Raw genomic sequence first — 17,089 nt, 5'->3', positions numbered from 1 at the left:
TTCTAAACCTTAATAATTCTACCGCCAGCAGCCTTCATCATTCTATTCATTATTGCTATTCCTAAATGTGATGGTTCAACCCCCTCTGCTAAGATGATATCTACATTCTCCTCATCAAACAGTCTAAGGGTATTAAATAAATTACGAGCAATGGTTTCGTTATTTCGCCTGCTGCCCATAGATATTATCAGCCCATCCTTATAAATTTCCTTTGTTTCATCAGTACAAATAACCCCTACCCTTTTACCAATAGCCATATATTCTTTAGTCTTTGCCATAATAGCATCTGTTATCTTATCAATATCACCGCTAAAAACAAGCATCTCTGATTTTGGAGCATAATGTCTATATTTTTGTCCAGGGGATTTAGGAATTATATTTGCATCCTCTTTTATTATAGCAAAGTCTATAGTTACATTGGGGATTATTTTCTGTAAATCTTCCTTAGTTACTCCTCCTGGACGAAGAATCATAGGTAAATCTCCTGATAAATCTAGTACCGTTGACTCTAATCCTACTCCTGTCTCTCCGCCATCTACTATCATATCTACTTTATCCATTAAGTCATCTATTACATGCTTAACTGATGTAGGACTAGGTCTTCCTGATATATTAGCAGAAGGTGCAGCTATGGGAACATTTGACATTTTTATTAGCTCCAATGCTATTTTATTCTCCGGCATCCTAATTGCTACAGTATCTAATCCTGCAGTAATTATATTTGGTACTTTATCGGATTTTGGCAGAAGGATTGTTAACGGTCCAGGCCAAAATTCCTCCATGCATTTTTTAGCTATATCTGGAATTTCCTCCACTAGCTCCTCAACTTGCTCTACTGAATAGACGTGAAGAATCAATGGATTATCTTCGGGTCTTCCCTTTGCAGCAAATATTTTTTTTGCCGCATTTTCATCAAATCCATTTGCACCAAGTCCATATACGGTTTCAGTTGGAAATGCAACTAATCCACTATTTTTAATTATATTTACCGCATCAATTATTAAATCACTGTTTATATTGTCTTTATCAATTTTTATTATTTTTGTCTTCATACTTACCTCTCACCTTACTTGTAAATAATGGGGAAACAGTGAATAATTAACAGTCAATGATTAATAGCTGAAAATCAAAATACACGGACTTCTTCTTAAAACTATTCACTTTTAACTTTTCACTATTCACTAATTTTATAACTTTTAACTTTTCACTATTCACTAATTTTATAACTTTTAACTATTCACTGACTTTTTTGCTTTATATTATTATATATTATTACCTACAAATTAACAATTCACAATTCACATAAGTAAGAATCCAAAATTGCAAACTATAGAAATCCCAAAAACATAACTTTTAGGTACTGTAATTATACAAAAAACTTTGATAATTACAGCAATTTGGCTTAGCTACTTATACCTACTATCCAAAGTATAATTCAATAATTCTTTATTGTGTATTTATCTGATACTCATTCATCAATTAGAATAATAATTATTAGAAACCTTTCATATTTATTAATGGGAGGGGTTAAAATGAGTGAATGGATTATAGGTATTATTGGACTTTTAGTAGGTGTCATAGGCATTAGTTTAGGAAGTATAATTGGAATATATATAAAGAAAACAGATAAAGTGTTAAGTTTTTTATTAGGATTGACTGGTGGATTTATGATGTTTATAGTAAGCTTTCACTTATTTCCTGAAGCATTTTACATAGGTGGGGTACTTAATGTGATATTAGGTGTTACAATAGGTATATTGGTTATTATTATATTGGAAACTTTATTAGATAAGTTATCTTGCTTTGTGAATATAAAGACAGGTGCAATTTTGGGATTAAGTGTGGCTATACATAGTATCCCAGAAGGTATGGCTCTAGGCTCTACCTTAGTTGGCATCTCTGATTTTGGATTAGTTCTTACTATGGCAATGCTCTTACACAATATTCCTGAAGGGATGTCTATCTCACTACCTCTAAGTATGAATAAGATTAAGACTTGGAAAATAATGCTATTTAGCGTTCTAGTGGGAATGACTACTGGAATAGGAGCATATATCGGTGCTTATTTAGGTAATATTTCTAATACTGTTATTTCCCTCTGCTTAGCTAGTGCAGGAGGTATCATGTTATATATAGTCTGTGATGAATTAATCCCAACGGGAAAAACCCTCCACAGAGGAAGGTTTTCTAGTATTGGTACTGTTGTTGGATTTATATTAGGTATTGTATTATATTTTAAATAAATAAAAAAACGGTAACCGTAAAAGGTCACCGTTTTTGTTATCTATTCTTCTGAACTTAATTTTTCTGCTTGGTCTGAGGTAATTAAAGCATCTATCATCTCATCTAAATCACCATCTACAAAGGCATCTAACTTATATAGCGTTAGATTGATTCTATGGTCTGTAACTCTACCTTGCGGGAAATTATATGTTCTAATTCTTTCTGATCTATCGCCTGTACCTACTTGACCCTTTCTCTCTTCAGCTATTTCTGCTGCTTGATCTGTTAATAACTTATCGTATAATTTAGTTTTTAATATTTTCATTGCCTTTTCTCTATTTTTGATTTGGCTTCTTTCGTCTTGGCAGGCAACTACCACTCCTGTAGGTAAATGAGTGATTCTAACAGCAGAATCAGTAGTATTTACGTGCTGTCCACCTGCCCCAGATGATCTATAAATATCTATTTTTAAATCCTTCTCTTGTATATCTATATCAACATCTTCCGCTTCAGGCAACACTGCAACTGTAGATGTTGATGTGTGTATTCTACCACTTGCTTCAGTTTCAGGTACTCTTTGAACTCTGTGTACACCAGATTCGTATTTTAGTCTACTATAAGCACCCTTACCTTTTATCATAAATATTACTTCTTTAAATCCACCAATACCTATTTCATTCGTACTCATTATTTCTACTTTCCATCTATTTCTCTCTGCATATCTTGAGTACATTCTAAATAAAACCCCTGAGAATAAAGCAGCTTCATCTCCTCCGGCTCCACCTCTTATTTCTACAATAACATTCTTATGATCATTTGGATCCTTTGGTACTAATAATACTCTCAATTCTTCCTCAATAGCTTCTAAAGAAGCTTCAAGGTCTTTTATCTCCTCTTTAACTAATTCTTTCATTTCATCATCTAATTTATCTCTAAGCATTTCTTTTGCTTCTTCAAGATTGTCTCTAGTTTCTACAAATTCTCTATATTTAAATACGATAGGCTCTATATCAGAATGTTCCTTCATCAATTTTTGAAACAATACTCTGTCATTTATTACTTCCATATCCATTACTTTTTCGCCTAATTCAATGTATTTCTCTTCAATTGCAGCTAATTTATCTAGCATATTCTCACTCCCCTATATTCAATTAACGATTAACAATATTCAGTTAACAATTAAAAACATTGAAATAAATCAATTTGTTAAAAATATTATTCTCTTATCTTTTAATTATTAATTGAAAAATTCCTATTTAATTTTATTTTTTAACTTTAATCATACCTTATTAAGTATGAATTTTATTTTATCAATTGTCAATTATTTTTTATTAATTTCCAATTAAAAAATAAACGCTCCCACTGTACCAGCAATTACAATTGTAAGTATAGGATGCAATTTTTTAAATGAGGTTAAGTAAAATAGGATAACCATCAATACCAAACTCTTTATATCTATAACAGCATCCTTGGCCACAGTTATACTAGCAGAAGCAATAAGGCCTAATACAACTGGTCTTATTCCTGTAAATGCCCAAGTAATATAAGGAGAATCCTTAACCTTTGACAGAAAATGAGCTATAATAAGTATTATAACTATAGATGGCAGAACTACAGCAATCGTAGCCGCTACAGATCCTAATATTCCCGCTACCTTATATCCCAAGAAAGTAGCAGAATTTATTGCAACTGGCCCTGGTGTCATTTCTACTACAGCCAATATATCTATAAATTCCTTAGTCGTCAACCAACCATGGACATCTATTATCTCTTTTCTTATCAATGGTAGCATAGCATATCCGCCACCAAAACTAAAGGCCCCTATTTTTAAAAATGATATAAAAAGCTTCAATACATTCATATTTTCTTCTCCTTATTTTTAAAATAGATAATTGAGCCAAAAGCAGCTATAAGAATTATTATTATAGGACTAATATCCAATATTATTATAGCCAAAACTGTAAGTAAAGCTCCTGCTATCATAGAAACACTAAGTTTCATTTTTGATCCCAGTTTATATACTGCTGAAAATATTAATGCCGCTACTGCAGGTCTTATTCCTAGAAATATTTTCTCCACAATAGGATTTCCTCTATACCCCCAAAAAAACTTAACAATAAGGAGTATAATCACAAAAGAAGGAAGAACAGTCCCTAATGTACAAAATAGAGCTCCTTTTAAACCTGCCTTTTTATATCCCACATAAGTACTTGTATTCACAGCTACAGGTCCTGGAGTTACCTCAGCTATAGCCAATATATCCATAAATTCTTCTGTGGTAAGCCATTGGTTTTCATCAACAACTTCCCTTTGAATTAAAGGAAGCATAGCATATCCCCCACCAATAGTAAATGCACCTATTTTAAAAAACGTTGAAAATAATTTAAATAGCAACTTCATTGAAAGCACAACTCCTTTACTATTTAATACCTAAAACTACTCTATCAAGTCCTTGTAGATCTTTTAAAACTGATACTTTATTAAATCCTTCCGAATGTAAAATCTCTACAACAGCCTCTCCCTGATCGTAACCAATTTCATATATCAAAAGTCCATTATCGTCTAAAAATTGTTTACTTTCAGGTGTAATCTTCCTGTAAAAGTCTAAACCATCTAATCCACCATCTAAAGCAAGCCTTGGTTCAAAATCCTTTACTGTCGTATCTAAATTTTCAATTTCTTTAGAAGCAATATATGGTGGATTAGATGCTATTATTTGGAATCCACCATCTAAATCAAGCCCTTCTAGTGCTTTAAATAAATCACCTTTATAAAAATTAACATTGAACAAATTTAATTTCTCTTTATTAATATTTGCTACCTTAATGGCAGTATCTGAAATATCGACTCCGTAGACAAAGGCATTTTTACAATAGTGAGCTATACTCAATGAAATAGCACCACTACCAATGCCCAAATCTAACACTTTAATATTTCTATCCCCATAATTTTTATTTATATAGTCTATAGTATACTCTACTAAAATTTCAGTATCTGGTCTAGGGACTAGAACTCCTTCCTCTAAATAAAAATCTAGCCCCATAAACTCTCTTTCTCCTAATATATACTGTATAGGATATCCCCTAGCTCTTTCTTCCATGAGATACAAAAACTTTTCCTCGACTTCTTTTGAGACTTCCCTATCTCCATAGGTATATATATAGGATTTATCTACATCTAATAATTTGCATAATATTAGAATTGAATCTAAGATGGAATTTTCCGACTTCCTTAGTAGATTATTTATTGTTACCATTTATCCTCATCCTTATTATCTGTTAAAACTGCTTTTAATGATTCTATGGCCACTTGAATTTGCTCACCATCAGGCTCTTTTACTGTAGCTAGTTTTTGAATCATTAGGCCAGGATAAGAAAGAAGATAAGCTAATTTTGAACTGCTTTTCCCAATAAGCCTATTTATTTCATAAGATATACCTGCAATTACAGGAAACATCAAAATCCTCACAACAAATCTTTGTAATGGATTCGGCCAGCCAAAGAATGATAAGACCAATATACTAATTATCATTACCATAAATAAAAAGCTAGTTCCACATCTTGGATGAAGAATTGGATGTTTCTTTACATTTTCAACTGTAAGCTCTTCTTCATTTTCATAGCAATGTATAGTCTTATGTTCAGCCCCATGATATTCAAATACTCTTCTAATATCATCTAGTTTAGACACTCCTATTATATATATTAAGAATATTATTATTCTAACTAATCCTTCTATAAGATTTAAACCTATTGAGCTATTAATTCTACCCTTAAAGAAATTGGTTAAAAGAGTAGGTAATATCATAAATATTCCTACAGCAAGTATAATAGAGCTGATTACAGCAAAGACCATCTCAATATCTCCTGCTTTATCTTTAAATATCTTTTGAGTAAAACTTTCTTTAGATGAGGTTTCTTCTTCTTCATAGAATTCCGCTGAATACATCAATGCTCTAGTACCAAACATTAAAGCCTCTACAAGTCCTACTATTCCCCTGATAAATGGAAGTTTGAATATTTTATACCTCATACCCAAAGTGTTTAACTTTTCCATTTTTATTTCAATTTCTCCATCAGGTTTTCTAACAGCAATAGCTATATCCTTTGGTCCACGCATCATAACCCCTTCTATTAGTGCCTGTCCTCCAATGCTTGTAATATGTTTGGGTACTCTATCTAAATTCTTTATTTTCATATATTCACCCCCAATTTTATTCGCTGTGTTAGGTCATTTCCCGTAGTCTCGCAACTCAAATTTATTTGCTCCCTATCCGTCGCATAAATTTGGTGCTCATTGCGTTTTTGTCCAATGAGCACTCGCGAATTGCAGACAAAACGGACAGCGAAGCGAACGTTAGTGAGCGTAGAAGTGAGCGTAGAAATGAGCGTAGCGAATGTTACGTTTGACCTACATCCTTCCTTACTATACTTTTGATAGTAGGACATCCACGCAGTCTCACTGCACAAATTCACTTGCTCATTGTCATTCGCATGAATTTGGCGTTCGTTGCGTTTGACCTACCTACAGTTCACTCACTTCGTTCGTTCACTGGGTTAGGTCATAAAAAATAAAGGTTAGTTGCTCAAGCATCTAACCTAGTTTTCTGAAGAAATTAATCCATATTATATTTCTTCTTGAATTTTTCAACACGTCCACCACGTTCAACGAATTTTTGACGACCTGTAAAGAATGGATGACATTCTGAACAGATTTCAACTCTTAATTCATCTTTAACAGAACCTGTTGTAAATGTATTTCCACAGGCACAAGTTACAGTAGCTTCTTTATAATTTGGATGAATATCCGCCTTCATTCCTTTCACCTCTCTTCAACTGCTAATATATAGCAAAAAAACATTCTTTCATAATTCAACCATTAAATTATAGCATATAATTTTTTTCTTTTCAACTAAAACCAAATTTTATTTCTCATCTCATCTATGAATTGGTCGTTATTTCTAGTTTTTACTAAGTTTTCTATTAAATTCTCAGTCACATCTTGTGTAGGTGCATTTCCCATAGCTTTTCTTATAGCCCATATTGTTTCAAGTTCTTTTTGAGATAGAAGTAATTCTTCTCTCCTAGTTCCTGATTTATTAATATCAACAGCTGGGAATATTCTCTTCTCAGATAACTTTCTATCCAAATGAATTTCCATATTACCCGTTCCTTTAAATTCTTCAAATATAACATCATCCATACGGCTGCCAGTCTCAACTAAAGCCGTAGCAAGAATAGTTAAAGAGCCACCTTCTTCTAAATTTCTTGCAGCACCAAAAAATCTCTTAGGTTTATGTAATGCACCTGGATCTAATCCTCCTGAAAGAGTTCTGCCTGTAGCTGGTATCGTTAAGTTATATGCTCTAGCAAGCCTTGTAATACTATCTAGTAAAACCACTACATCTTTACCATGTTCTACCAACCTTTTTGCTCTTTCCAATACAATTTCAGCAACCTTTGTATGATGTTGTGGTAGTTCATCAAATGTTGAGTAAACTACATCACCCTTTACTGATCTTTTCATATCAGTTACCTCTTCAGGTCTTTCATCTATTAGAAGCACAATCACTTCTACTTCAGGATGATTTTTTTCTATAGAATTCGCAACCATTTTAAGTAAAGATGTTTTTCCAGCCTTTGGCGGAGACACAATCATACCTCTTTGTCCCTTGCCAATAGGTGCGATTAAATCAATCATCCTAGTAGCAAGCTCAGAGGAATTAGTTTCAAGTTTTAATCTTTTAGTTGGGTATATGGGAGTCAAACTATCGAAATTAGGTCTTTTTGTACAGGTTTCTGGATGCATTCCATTAACAGATTTTATATAGAGAAGAGCTTTATATCTTTCTCCAGGATTTGGATCTCTAGTAACGCCAAAGATTTTATCTCCTGTTCTTAATCTAAATCGTCTGATTTGAGACGGGGAAATGTATATATCCTCATCACCAGATAAATAATTATCAGATCTTAAAAAACCATAACCATCTGCATGTAACTCGAGGATTCCTTCAGCCCCGTTTATCTTATCCATATTCTCCAATTCTTCCGTGACTTTTTCGGGTAAATCCTCAGTTTCAATATCTTTAATATTTATTTTTACTTCATTTTCATCAGATAACTCTTTTTCTTCCAATTTCTCTTTTTCTTCCGAAGCAAAGTTTTGAAGTATTATATCCTTTAACTCGTCCTTCTTATATTTATAAGGACTGGCTATTCCTTGAGATTTTGCAATCTCTCTTAGTTCGCCTATTTTTTTATCCGACAGATCATGTTCCGTCAAACATAAACACCCCTTTCATCAATTGACAATTCACAATTCACAATTCACTAGATAAACAAACCCTAAAGGACTACTGAATTATACCCTGCGGGGCAAATATCAGTAGCTAAGTGATGAACACAAAATCAAAAACCATGATTTTGGTTCCCTACTTAAGTTCACAATTAAAAGATTTAAAGACTAGATTCCTCGCTTTGCCCAGAATAGCAATCTCTTTATTTATGTTTTCAATTGTGCATTGTGCATCGTGAATTGTGCATTGTGCATTGTTTCTATTTTGCGTATTCTGGTTTTTTATCTAATTTATGAGTAGCCTCAATAAATCTTATAGTGCCTGTCTCCGCTCTCAAAACTAGAGTATGAGTTGAAGCAACATTATTTTCTAGATACTTCACTCCTTGAAGTAGTTCTCCATGTGATACACCTGTTGCTGCAAAAACTATTTCATCTCCCTTTACAAGGTCATCTGTCTTATATACTTTATTTAAGTCAACGCCCATCTCTATACATCTTCTTTTTTGTTCTTCTGTCACAGGATGTAAAATGCCTTGGAATTCACCACCCATACATTTTAGGGCTGCCGCAGTTATAACTCCCTCAGGAGCTCCTCCTATACCTACCATCATATCCACACCTGTATTTTCAAAACATGTATTTATGGCAGCAATCACATCTCCATCAGTAATCATTCTAATCCTTGCTCCAGCTTTTCTTATACTTGCTACCAAGTCATTGTGCCTTGGCCTATCAAGCATGGTTATAGTAACTTCTGATACATCTTTATCTAAAGCCTTAGCAACTTGAGCTATATTGTCCTCTATAGGAGCATTGATATCTATAACTCCAGCTGCTTTTGGTCCTACAGCTATTTTTTTCATGTAAGTATCTGGAGCATGAAGCATGCAACCCCTCGGAGCTATAGCTACTACAGAAACAGCATCAGGACGGCCATATGCAATGGAGCTTGTTCCGTCTAGAGGGTCTACTGCTATATCTATTTTTAAACTATCTGGACCTGCTATGCCTATTTGTTCTCCAATATATAGCATAGGTGCCTCGTCAATCTCACCTTCACCAATAACTACGACTCCGTCTATATTTACAGTATCAAACATACGCCTCATAGCATCAACGGCAGCCTGGTCTGCAGCATTCTTGTCTCCTCTACCTAAAAATTTTGCACTAGCTAACGCAGCTGCTTCCGTTACTCTTGCTAAATTTAATGCCAAATTTCTATCCATCTTAACACTCCCTATTTAATTTGTAAGCCTTCCCAATCCTTTAAAAATTTATCTATACCTATATCAGTCAATGGATGATCAAGCATTTGTCCAAATACTTTATATGGTATAGTTGAAATATGGGCTCCAGCTTTTGCAGCATCTAATACATGAATAGGATGTCTAATACTTGCTGCAATTATTTCAGTATTTATATTGTGAATATTAAATACTTGAACTATATCTTCAATAATGTAAATTCCTTCATTACTAATATCATCTAGTCTTCCTACAAAAGGACTTACATAAGTAGCCCCAGCACGAGCTGCAAGTAAAGCTTGGTTAGCCGAAAAAATCAAAGTCACATTAGTCTTGATTCCTTCTTCAGCTAAAACCTTTACAGCTTTTAGTCCTTCTTTAGTCATAGGAATCTTGATAACAATATTTGGATGAATTTTAACTAACTCCCTAGCTTCCCTCAGCATTCCTTCCTTATCTAAAGAAATAACCTCGGCACTAATAGGTCCATCTACTATGTCAGCAATTTCTTTAACAACTTCCTTGAAATCTCTACCCTCCTTAGCGATTAAGCTAGGATTGGTGGTGACTCCACAGATAACTCCCCATTCATTAATTTCTTTTATTTCTTCTATATTTGCAGTATCAATAAAAAGCTTCATACTATACCCCCCTTTTTTTCCAATGCACAATGCACAGTTCACAGCTCACAGTTATTGGAGTCTAGTTATAAGGTCTTTTTAGCGACCTTCGGTCACTTTCTTTAATTGTGCATCGTGCATCGTGAATTGTGAATTGGCTTTACGCTCTACCTACTGAGCCGAATATATGCATTTTTTCTTTAATTTTTTCTTTCATTCGAGTTTTTGCAGGAGTTAATATCTTTCTTGGATCAATATTATCTGGATTAGCTTTAATGAAGTCTTTTACTCCTTCAGCAAATGCTATTCTAAGATCTGTATCTATGTTTATCTTACAAATTCCTAAAGATATAGCTTTTCTCAGAGCCTCTTCAGGAACTCCAGAAGAACCATGTAGCACTAGGGGAACTCCTACCTTATCTCTTATAGTCTTTATTCTATCGAAGTCAAGTTTTGGTTCTCCCTTATACACACCATGGGCAGTACCTACTGCTATTGCTAAAAAGTCTATATTAGTCTCCTTTACAAATCTTAATGCTTCCTCTGGATCTGTAAAAGTAGCATCTCTCTCATCTACGGTAATATGATCCTCAGTACCTCCAATCTTTCCTAACTCTGCCTCAACAGAAACACCTACAGCATGAGCTACCTCTATTACCTTATTAGTATATGCAATATTTTCATCTAGGGCAAATCTAGATCCGTCAATCATTACAGAAGTAAAACCATGTCTAATACATAACATTACTTGGTCAAAATCAGTACCATGATCTAAGTGTAAAGCTACTGGCACCTTAGCATTTCTAGCAGCTATCTTTCCTAGACCAGCAATATATTCTATACCAGCATATTTAATTCCACCTTGACTAGCTTGAAGAATCACTGGTGAATTAGTTTCTTCAGCAGCTTCAATAATAGCTTGCACAATCTCCATATTGTTTACATTAAAAGCACCAACAGCATATCCATTTTTTTGAGCATCCACTAACAATTCTCTTCCGGTAACTAACATTTAATTCCCTCCATTTTTCTTATTATATACTATTATATCAGATTTCAAAACTATTAGAGTAAGAAATTTGGATAAAAACATAACAATAAGTATCTTTTTTGATGACTAGCACCAAAAAAGATACTTATTGAATATATAATACATCCTATTTGTTTTATAAACTCTTTAATCGTCTCTTTTAATTCTTTCCACTATACTTTCCCTTACCATAGATTTATTTATAATATATGGTAAAATAATCCCTAGAATAATTATAATAGGTAGAGCTATTGCAAGTGGCTTTAAGGTAAAATTATAAGTAGCAAAAAAAGATTCCCTAGTTAGTTTCTTTATTATAGTAATAGATATGACTATGGAGAATATTGCAGATATAATCATAGTTCCCAAAGAATAAAATATCCCTTCTCTTATAAGCATAGAATTTAACTGTTTTCTTGTCATTCCTATACTTTGAAGTAATGCAAATTCTCTTTTTCTTGTGATGATACTTGTTGTTATTGAGTTAATAAAATTAACAATTCCCACCAAGGCTACAATAAAACTTAAAGAACCTCCAACTAATAAAAACATATTCTTATAATTATCAAAATCAGATTTTTGTTTGTCTCTAGAATCATAGTCTAAGGTATAGTCAATGCTATTCGTATAATCCTCTAGGAAACTTTCATAATCAGTTATATTTTCACCCTCCACATCAAATTGATAGACCATAGTAAATGGGTCTTTTATTATTTCCTTATAAACATTTGAAGGTAAATATAATAATTGGCTATGGATCGCCTTTCCATTCTTATCACTTATAAAGTTTACATATCTAGCATGGTTTGTATAGTCATAGGATATAATAGCCATTACTTCAAATTCTTTGACTCCATTCTCTGTATTTAATTTAACGCTATCTCCCACATCATACTTAATCCTATCCCATACTGGAGTCCCATTATTATTGGTATACCCACCATAGATAATATAATCTCCGCTCTTTAATTTTTCCACGTCGATTTGACCTTTTATTATTTTTTGTCTATCTATTAAATAATCATCTAATCCATAAAGTTGAATAGGAGTTTGATTTTGAGGTTCTAAATCTTTTTCATCTAAAAATTCCACAGAATCAGCTGGAGTATAATAAATTCTACCTCCATTTTCAAATCCCTTTTTACTGTTTATCAACCCTATTACATCCTCAGTTAAACTATCTTCTTTGAATCTAAAATCAGATTTAAAATATTTTGCTGACCCTAATACAAAATCAGAATTAATAAATTCACTTAGATATTTATTCATATCAAAACTATTTGTCATTGTATATACAGAATTAAGGAGAATTAAACTTAAAGACATAGATAGAAGAACAATAACAGTTCTAATTTTGTTTCTAAATAAATTGGACATTGCCATTTTACTAATATTAACCCTTGCTTCTGATTTTCTTATATGATCATAATTCACCTTATCAATATCTGTAATTTTTACAGCTTCCACAGGTGAGACTTTTCCTGCAATCTTTCCTGGTTTCCTACAGGATATAAAAACTGTAATTAAGGAGAATAATATGGAAAACAAGAAAATCCAAGGTGTTGGACTCTTCACCACTCGACCTCCAATTGATGTAGTAGAGGCAATTCTAGGAAGAATCAAATTCCCTGCAAAATATCCTAATATTAATCCTATTGGGATTCCTATTAAAGATATAAAAAAGGCCTGTCTTCTTATAATCCTCATAATCTGCTTTTTAGTTGTACCTACTGTTTTTAACAGTCCATAGAATTTAATATCTGAAACTACAGAAATCTGAAATATATTATATATAATCAAATATCCTGTAAAGATGATAATCAATAGAATCAATACCATGCCACCTATAGTAATGGGGTCAGCATCTTCCAGTTTTCCTGACATATATCCCCAATTAACTCCAATATCAATAGCTGGACCTTCTTCATCAGGAACGTATCCACTTTCTGATTGAACCTGAATTAATTTTTCTTCAATATTCTTTGAATTAGAAAACATTACATCTAAGTAATATATATTTTCTGGCAAATTAAGGGAATCTGCATATTCTTTTGATGTAAACACCATCCTTGCCATCATAGCCTCATCTGCATCGTAGAATCCCGATAGTATAAACTCATCTTCTATAGTTTCTAGTACTATTCCATTTTCTTCAATGGTATATCTTAATCTAATCTTTTCTCCTACTCTATGAGGAATTTTAAGTAAATCTAGCACTAAAGTATCAGTAATTATCTCATTTTTTTCTATGGGTAACCTCCCGGTAGTAGGATAATTAAAACCTCTTTTAATATAATTTTCATCTCCATAGGAAATCTCTACTTGCTCTTTAATAAATTCATCATTTATTACAGGGCCAATGATTTGTCTTATTCCTATTTCTTTAATTAATGGATGAGTCTTCAATTTATTTATATCTTCTTTATTTATCCTCTTAAACGCCCCATGAAATGTAGTCCCAACCATTCTCATTGTCTCAAGCTCCATAGAGTTTTTCATACCAAATCCAATAGTAAAAAGGCTTGTAAATAATAAGGTAGTCAATGCAATAGCAATAAAGGCAATAATATTTCTTCTACGATTGTTCTTTAAACTAGCAATAGCGATTTTATTGATAATCTTTCTATTGTTTACCTTATTCATTTATCTCACCACCATGAATTTTACCGTCTTCAATTCTAATAATACGGTCTGCCATTTGAGCAATTTCTTCATTGTGAGTAATCATAATAAGAGTCTGATTAAATCTTTTACTAGATACCTTTATTAATCCCATAACATCTAAACTAGTCTTACTATCTAAATTACCCGTTGGCTCATCAGCTAATATAATAGACGGCTTAGTAGCCAATGCACGACCAATAGCAACTCTTTGCTGCTGCCCACCAGAAAGTTGATTTGGCATATTATATCTTTTATCTTCAATTCCCAAAGTCTTAAATATCTCTTCAATATATTCCCTGTCAATTTCATTTCCATCTAAAGAAATAGGAAGTGTAATGTTTTCATACACATTCAAAACTGGGATTAAATTATAACTTTGAAAAATAAATCCAATCTTTCTTCTACGGAATATAGTGAGTTCATCATCCTTGAGTTTAAATATATTCTTGTCATCAATTATAACCTCTCCAGATGTAGGTCTGTCTAATCCACCTAACATATGCAATAAGGTAGATTTTCCTGATCCAGAAGTTCCCACAATAGCTACAAACTCTCCTCGTTTTACTTCTATACTAGCTCCATCTAATGCCTTCACCAAATTCTTATCATCACCATAGTATTTTTTTAAATCCAGAGCCTTCAAAATTTCCATACAAATCACCTCATCTTCCTCAATTTCAAAGCCCAAATCTATTCCCCCCCCCGTTGGTCGTACAAATTTAGTTCTCATTGCCTTTTTGTCCAATGAGTACTCGGGAGTTGCAGACAAAACGGACAGTGTAGGTGCGTTTGACCTACTAAAGCTCACAACCTCTATTTACCCCATAGGGTATCATTCAGTGGTGTCCGTTAGGACCTATCGTTCGCTAAGTTAGGTCATTTTCCGCAGTCTCACCGCACAAATTCATTTGATCATTGTCATTCGCATGAATTTGGCGTTCGTTGCGTTTGACCTACTAAAGCTCACTATCGTTCGCTAAGTTAGGTCATAAAAAATAGTCTATAACTTATAATATAGACTATAGCAAACTACTCTTTCAAAATCCTTTCTAGATTCTAACAGTTATGAAAGAATTATATTTATTTTTTATCCTTTGGTAAAAATATAGAAAATCTAGTTTGTTTAGAGGAAGATTCCACTTGAATATATCCACCTTGTCCTTCTATTATTTCTCTCGATAAGTATAACCCTATACCTAACCCTTCTTTATCCCTTACGTTTTCACCTCTATAAAATCTTTGGAATATCTTGTTGATTTCTTCTTCCTTAATTTCTATTCCCTCATTTAAAATATCAACTCTAAGAAAAATAGTATATTCTATAATTCTTATATGGATATTTCTGTCCTCTAATCCATATTTAATCCCATTATCCACAATATTATATATAGCTTCCTCCGTCCACTTAAAGTCAAAGAAGGCAAAGTGCTCATCTTCTTCTATAAAATCTATATAAATATTCTTTTTCTCCGCATTTTTCAAACTAGAATTAATGATATTTTTAATTAAATCATTAACACTATTTAAACTAGAATTTAATTTTATTATTCCCGTTTCTAATCTAGATGACTTTATTAAATTTTGAATTAGAAAACTTAATTTATTTGCTTGAAAGACGATTTCATCAACATATTCTATAGATTGATTTTCCCTTAAAAGTTGTGAATAAAGCATGATATTTGATATTGGTGTTTTAGATTGATGTGAAATGTCAGAAATCAAAACTTCTATATTTTTCTTTTGGTTAAATAAGTTTTTTTCCGTTGCTTGAGAATCCAATAGGTATCTATAAAATTTTGATTCTATTTTGGATAACTCTGATTCGTCAAAGCTTTTTTCAGTAAAATTCCCCTTTATAGCCAAGTCTAACATTTCATTAATTCTAATAGTTATAAGTTCTATATTTTTTCTTATATATAGAATATATATTATTAAAACTACAATGATCACAGTTAAAAAAATCTTCATGAATTAATCCCCCAAGTATAACCTACTCCATATATGGTTTTAATATATTCATGAGCATCTAATTTATTTCTCAGCCTATTTATACTAACAGAAAGAGCATTTTCATCTACATATTCAGCACCGTCAGACCAGATTTTATCAATCAATATATCTCTAGACACTACCTTTCCAATATTCTGTATTAGTATATTTAGCAACTTATATTCTGTTTTACTCAAAATAATTTCCCTATTACCCTTCAGAAAAACCATATCGTCAAAATTAAAAGAATAGTCATCTATTTCAAATTTATTTACAACTTTTTGCGATGAGCGCCTTAAAAGCGCTAAAACTCTAGCTCTTAAAACCATAAGACTAAAAGGTTTAGTAATATAGTCATCAGCTCCAAGTTCAAATCCTGTAACTATATCGACCTCCATATCTTTAGCAGTTAGCATTACTATAGGGACTTCACTTATTCTGCGAATCTCTTTGCAAAATTCCATTCCATCTCCATCAGGTAAATTTAGATCTAGAATAATTAAATCTATGTCATTTTCCAAAAATATCTTTCTGCCCTCACTTAAATTATATCCTTGATAAAAATTATAATCTTCATGTTTTAATGATAGAGCAATCCCCTTATTTAAAGCTATGTCATCTTCTATTATTAAAATGCTTTTCAATACTATCACCTGCCTAATTTAAAAATTGCCATAATATATAATCTTTCACTGTTTATTTTAATCTATGTTTTGGTATAATATAAATAAAATAAGGCAATCGACATCACAAGATGTGATTGCCACTCATAGTGATTTTAAAGCTTAATCACTCTGTATGGCGGTGCAGGGTGATTATTTTTTTCCTTTAACATTATCCTTTATTAGAATAACTACTAAGGAGATTAGTGATATAATAAGCATACCAAACGAAATCATTAATTTATCAAGACCTAATTTTTAAAAATAGGTAATTAAGGAGAAATGAATATATTATACATGTATAATATATTCATTTCTCTTATATTTTCTTATAGATATCTCCATAACTAATTTTTAACT

General features: G+C 32.3%; 17 protein-coding genes. 1 reads left to right on the top strand and 16 read right to left on the bottom strand.

The window, feature by feature from the left end; genetic code table 11:
- Window positions 1–2: 2 nt before the first annotated feature.
- Window positions 3–1,052 carry an L-threonylcarbamoyladenylate synthase gene (locus tag KQI38_RS01570; RefSeq protein WP_216554682.1) on the bottom strand — a complete coding sequence of 350 codons (1,050 nt, stop codon included), beginning with the start codon at window positions 1,050–1,052 and terminating at the stop codon, window positions 3–5.
- 480 nt (window positions 1,053–1,532) lie between these two features.
- On the opposite strand from KQI38_RS01570, the gene KQI38_RS01565 reads away from it, so the two are divergent.
- The gene (locus KQI38_RS01565) at window positions 1,533–2,243 is read left to right on the top strand and encodes a ZIP family metal transporter (protein WP_216554674.1); all 711 of its coding nucleotides are present in this window, start codon (window positions 1,533–1,535) and stop codon (window positions 2,241–2,243) included.
- A 41-nt stretch (window positions 2,244–2,284) separates the two neighbouring features.
- On the opposite strand, the gene prfA is transcribed toward KQI38_RS01565, so the two are convergent.
- The 15 genes from prfA to KQI38_RS22755 all read right to left on the bottom strand — a co-directional run bounded on the left by prfA (window position 2,285) and on the right by KQI38_RS22755 (window position 16,966).
- On the bottom strand, window positions 2,285–3,352 hold the full coding sequence (gene prfA, locus KQI38_RS01560) for a peptide chain release factor 1 (protein ID WP_094899607.1): 1,068 nt from the start codon (window positions 3,350–3,352) through the stop codon (window positions 2,285–2,287).
- A 213-nt stretch (window positions 3,353–3,565) separates the two neighbouring features.
- Window positions 3,566–4,084: a chromate transporter gene (locus KQI38_RS01555; protein ID WP_216554661.1), complete on the bottom strand. Its 519-nt coding sequence runs from the start codon at window positions 4,082–4,084 to the stop codon at window positions 3,566–3,568.
- Complete coding sequence (locus KQI38_RS01550; protein WP_094899605.1) at window positions 4,081–4,623, bottom strand: chromate transporter; 543 nt, start codon at window positions 4,621–4,623, stop codon at window positions 4,081–4,083. Before KQI38_RS01550 ends, KQI38_RS01555 begins: the two co-directional genes overlap by 4 nt.
- A gap of 19 nt (window positions 4,624–4,642) precedes the next feature.
- Complete coding sequence (gene prmC / locus KQI38_RS01545) at window positions 4,643–5,479, bottom strand: peptide chain release factor N(5)-glutamine methyltransferase (RefSeq protein WP_094899604.1); 837 nt, start codon at window positions 5,477–5,479, stop codon at window positions 4,643–4,645.
- The gene (locus tag KQI38_RS01540) at window positions 5,473–6,420 is read right to left on the bottom strand and encodes a DUF1385 domain-containing protein (RefSeq protein WP_216554659.1); all 948 of its coding nucleotides are present in this window, start codon (window positions 6,418–6,420) and stop codon (window positions 5,473–5,475) included. The genes prmC and KQI38_RS01540 overlap by 7 nt, the downstream gene beginning before the upstream one ends.
- 418 nt (window positions 6,421–6,838) lie before the next feature.
- Complete coding sequence (gene rpmE / locus KQI38_RS01535) at window positions 6,839–7,039, bottom strand: 50S ribosomal protein L31 (protein ID WP_094899603.1); 201 nt, start codon at window positions 7,037–7,039, stop codon at window positions 6,839–6,841.
- 95 nt (window positions 7,040–7,134) lie between these two features.
- Window positions 7,135–8,505 carry a transcription termination factor Rho gene (gene rho / locus KQI38_RS01530; RefSeq protein ID WP_094899602.1) on the bottom strand — a complete coding sequence of 457 codons (1,371 nt, stop codon included), beginning with the start codon at window positions 8,503–8,505 and terminating at the stop codon, window positions 7,135–7,137.
- Window positions 8,506–8,777: 272 nt separating this feature from the next.
- A complete protein-coding gene (gene glpX, locus KQI38_RS01525) occupies window positions 8,778–9,746 on the bottom strand; it encodes a class II fructose-bisphosphatase (RefSeq protein WP_094899601.1) in 969 nt (322 codons plus the stop codon).
- Window positions 9,747–9,757: 11 nt separating this feature from the next.
- Window positions 9,758–10,405, bottom strand: a complete 648-nt coding sequence (fsa, locus tag KQI38_RS01520; protein WP_094899600.1) for a fructose-6-phosphate aldolase — start codon at window positions 10,403–10,405, stop codon at window positions 9,758–9,760.
- 139 nt (window positions 10,406–10,544) lie between these two features.
- Complete coding sequence (locus KQI38_RS01515; protein WP_216554657.1) at window positions 10,545–11,396, bottom strand: class II fructose-1,6-bisphosphate aldolase; 852 nt, start codon at window positions 11,394–11,396, stop codon at window positions 10,545–10,547.
- 165 nt (window positions 11,397–11,561) lie between these two features.
- Window positions 11,562–14,057 carry an ABC transporter permease gene (locus KQI38_RS01510; RefSeq protein WP_216554650.1) on the bottom strand — a complete coding sequence of 832 codons (2,496 nt, stop codon included), beginning with the start codon at window positions 14,055–14,057 and terminating at the stop codon, window positions 11,562–11,564.
- Complete coding sequence (locus KQI38_RS01505; protein WP_216555148.1) at window positions 14,050–14,730, bottom strand: ABC transporter ATP-binding protein; 681 nt, start codon at window positions 14,728–14,730, stop codon at window positions 14,050–14,052. The genes KQI38_RS01510 and KQI38_RS01505 overlap by 8 nt, the downstream gene beginning before the upstream one ends.
- Window positions 14,731–15,158: 428 nt before the next feature.
- The gene (locus KQI38_RS01500; protein ID WP_216554648.1) at window positions 15,159–16,046 is read right to left on the bottom strand and encodes a sensor histidine kinase; all 888 of its coding nucleotides are present in this window, start codon (window positions 16,044–16,046) and stop codon (window positions 15,159–15,161) included.
- Window positions 16,043–16,711: a response regulator transcription factor gene (locus tag KQI38_RS01495; RefSeq protein ID WP_094899595.1), complete on the bottom strand. Its 669-nt coding sequence runs from the start codon at window positions 16,709–16,711 to the stop codon at window positions 16,043–16,045. Before KQI38_RS01495 ends, KQI38_RS01500 begins: the two co-directional genes overlap by 4 nt.
- A gap of 171 nt (window positions 16,712–16,882) precedes the next feature.
- Window positions 16,883–16,966, bottom strand: coding sequence for a putative holin-like toxin (locus tag KQI38_RS22755; protein WP_374041683.1), 84 nt, complete (start codon window positions 16,964–16,966; stop codon window positions 16,883–16,885).
- Between the last annotated feature and the right edge of the window lie 123 nt (window positions 16,967–17,089).

Source organism: Tissierella carlieri (assembly GCF_018917285.1).
GTDB lineage: Bacteria > Bacillota > Clostridia > Tissierellales > Tissierellaceae > Tissierella > Tissierella carlieri.
This window is presented reverse-complemented; position numbering and strand designations above follow the sequence as displayed.

Coding starts and splice junctions, on each gene's coding strand:
- KQI38_RS01570 (WP_216554682.1), bottom strand. CDS start 1,052: ATGAAGACAAAAATAATAAAAATTGATAAAGACAATATAAACAGTGAT.
- KQI38_RS01565 (WP_216554674.1), top strand. CDS start 1,533: ATGAGTGAATGGATTATAGGTATTATTGGACTTTTAGTAGGTGTCATA.
- prfA (WP_094899607.1), bottom strand. CDS start 3,352: ATGCTAGATAAATTAGCTGCAATTGAAGAGAAATACATTGAATTAGGC.
- KQI38_RS01555 (WP_216554661.1), bottom strand. CDS start 4,084: ATGAATGTATTGAAGCTTTTTATATCATTTTTAAAAATAGGGGCCTTT.
- KQI38_RS01550 (WP_094899605.1), bottom strand. CDS start 4,623: ATGAAGTTGCTATTTAAATTATTTTCAACGTTTTTTAAAATAGGTGCA.
- prmC (WP_094899604.1), bottom strand. CDS start 5,479: ATGGTAACAATAAATAATCTACTAAGGAAGTCGGAAAATTCCATCTTA.
- KQI38_RS01540 (WP_216554659.1), bottom strand. CDS start 6,420: ATGAAAATAAAGAATTTAGATAGAGTACCCAAACATATTACAAGCATT.
- rpmE (WP_094899603.1), bottom strand. CDS start 7,039: ATGAAGGCGGATATTCATCCAAATTATAAAGAAGCTACTGTAACTTGT.
- glpX (WP_094899601.1), bottom strand. CDS start 9,746: ATGGATAGAAATTTGGCATTAAATTTAGCAAGAGTAACGGAAGCAGCT.
- fsa (WP_094899600.1), bottom strand. CDS start 10,405: ATGAAGCTTTTTATTGATACTGCAAATATAGAAGAAATAAAAGAAATT.
- KQI38_RS01515 (WP_216554657.1), bottom strand. CDS start 11,396: ATGTTAGTTACCGGAAGAGAATTGTTAGTGGATGCTCAAAAAAATGGA.
- KQI38_RS01510 (WP_216554650.1), bottom strand. CDS start 14,057: ATGAATAAGGTAAACAATAGAAAGATTATCAATAAAATCGCTATTGCT.
- KQI38_RS01505 (WP_216555148.1), bottom strand. CDS start 14,730: ATGGAAATTTTGAAGGCTCTGGATTTAAAAAAATACTATGGTGATGAT.
- KQI38_RS01500 (WP_216554648.1), bottom strand. CDS start 16,046: ATGAAGATTTTTTTAACTGTGATCATTGTAGTTTTAATAATATATATT.
- KQI38_RS22755 (WP_374041683.1), bottom strand. CDS start 16,966: ATGATTTCGTTTGGTATGCTTATTATATCACTAATCTCCTTAGTAGTT.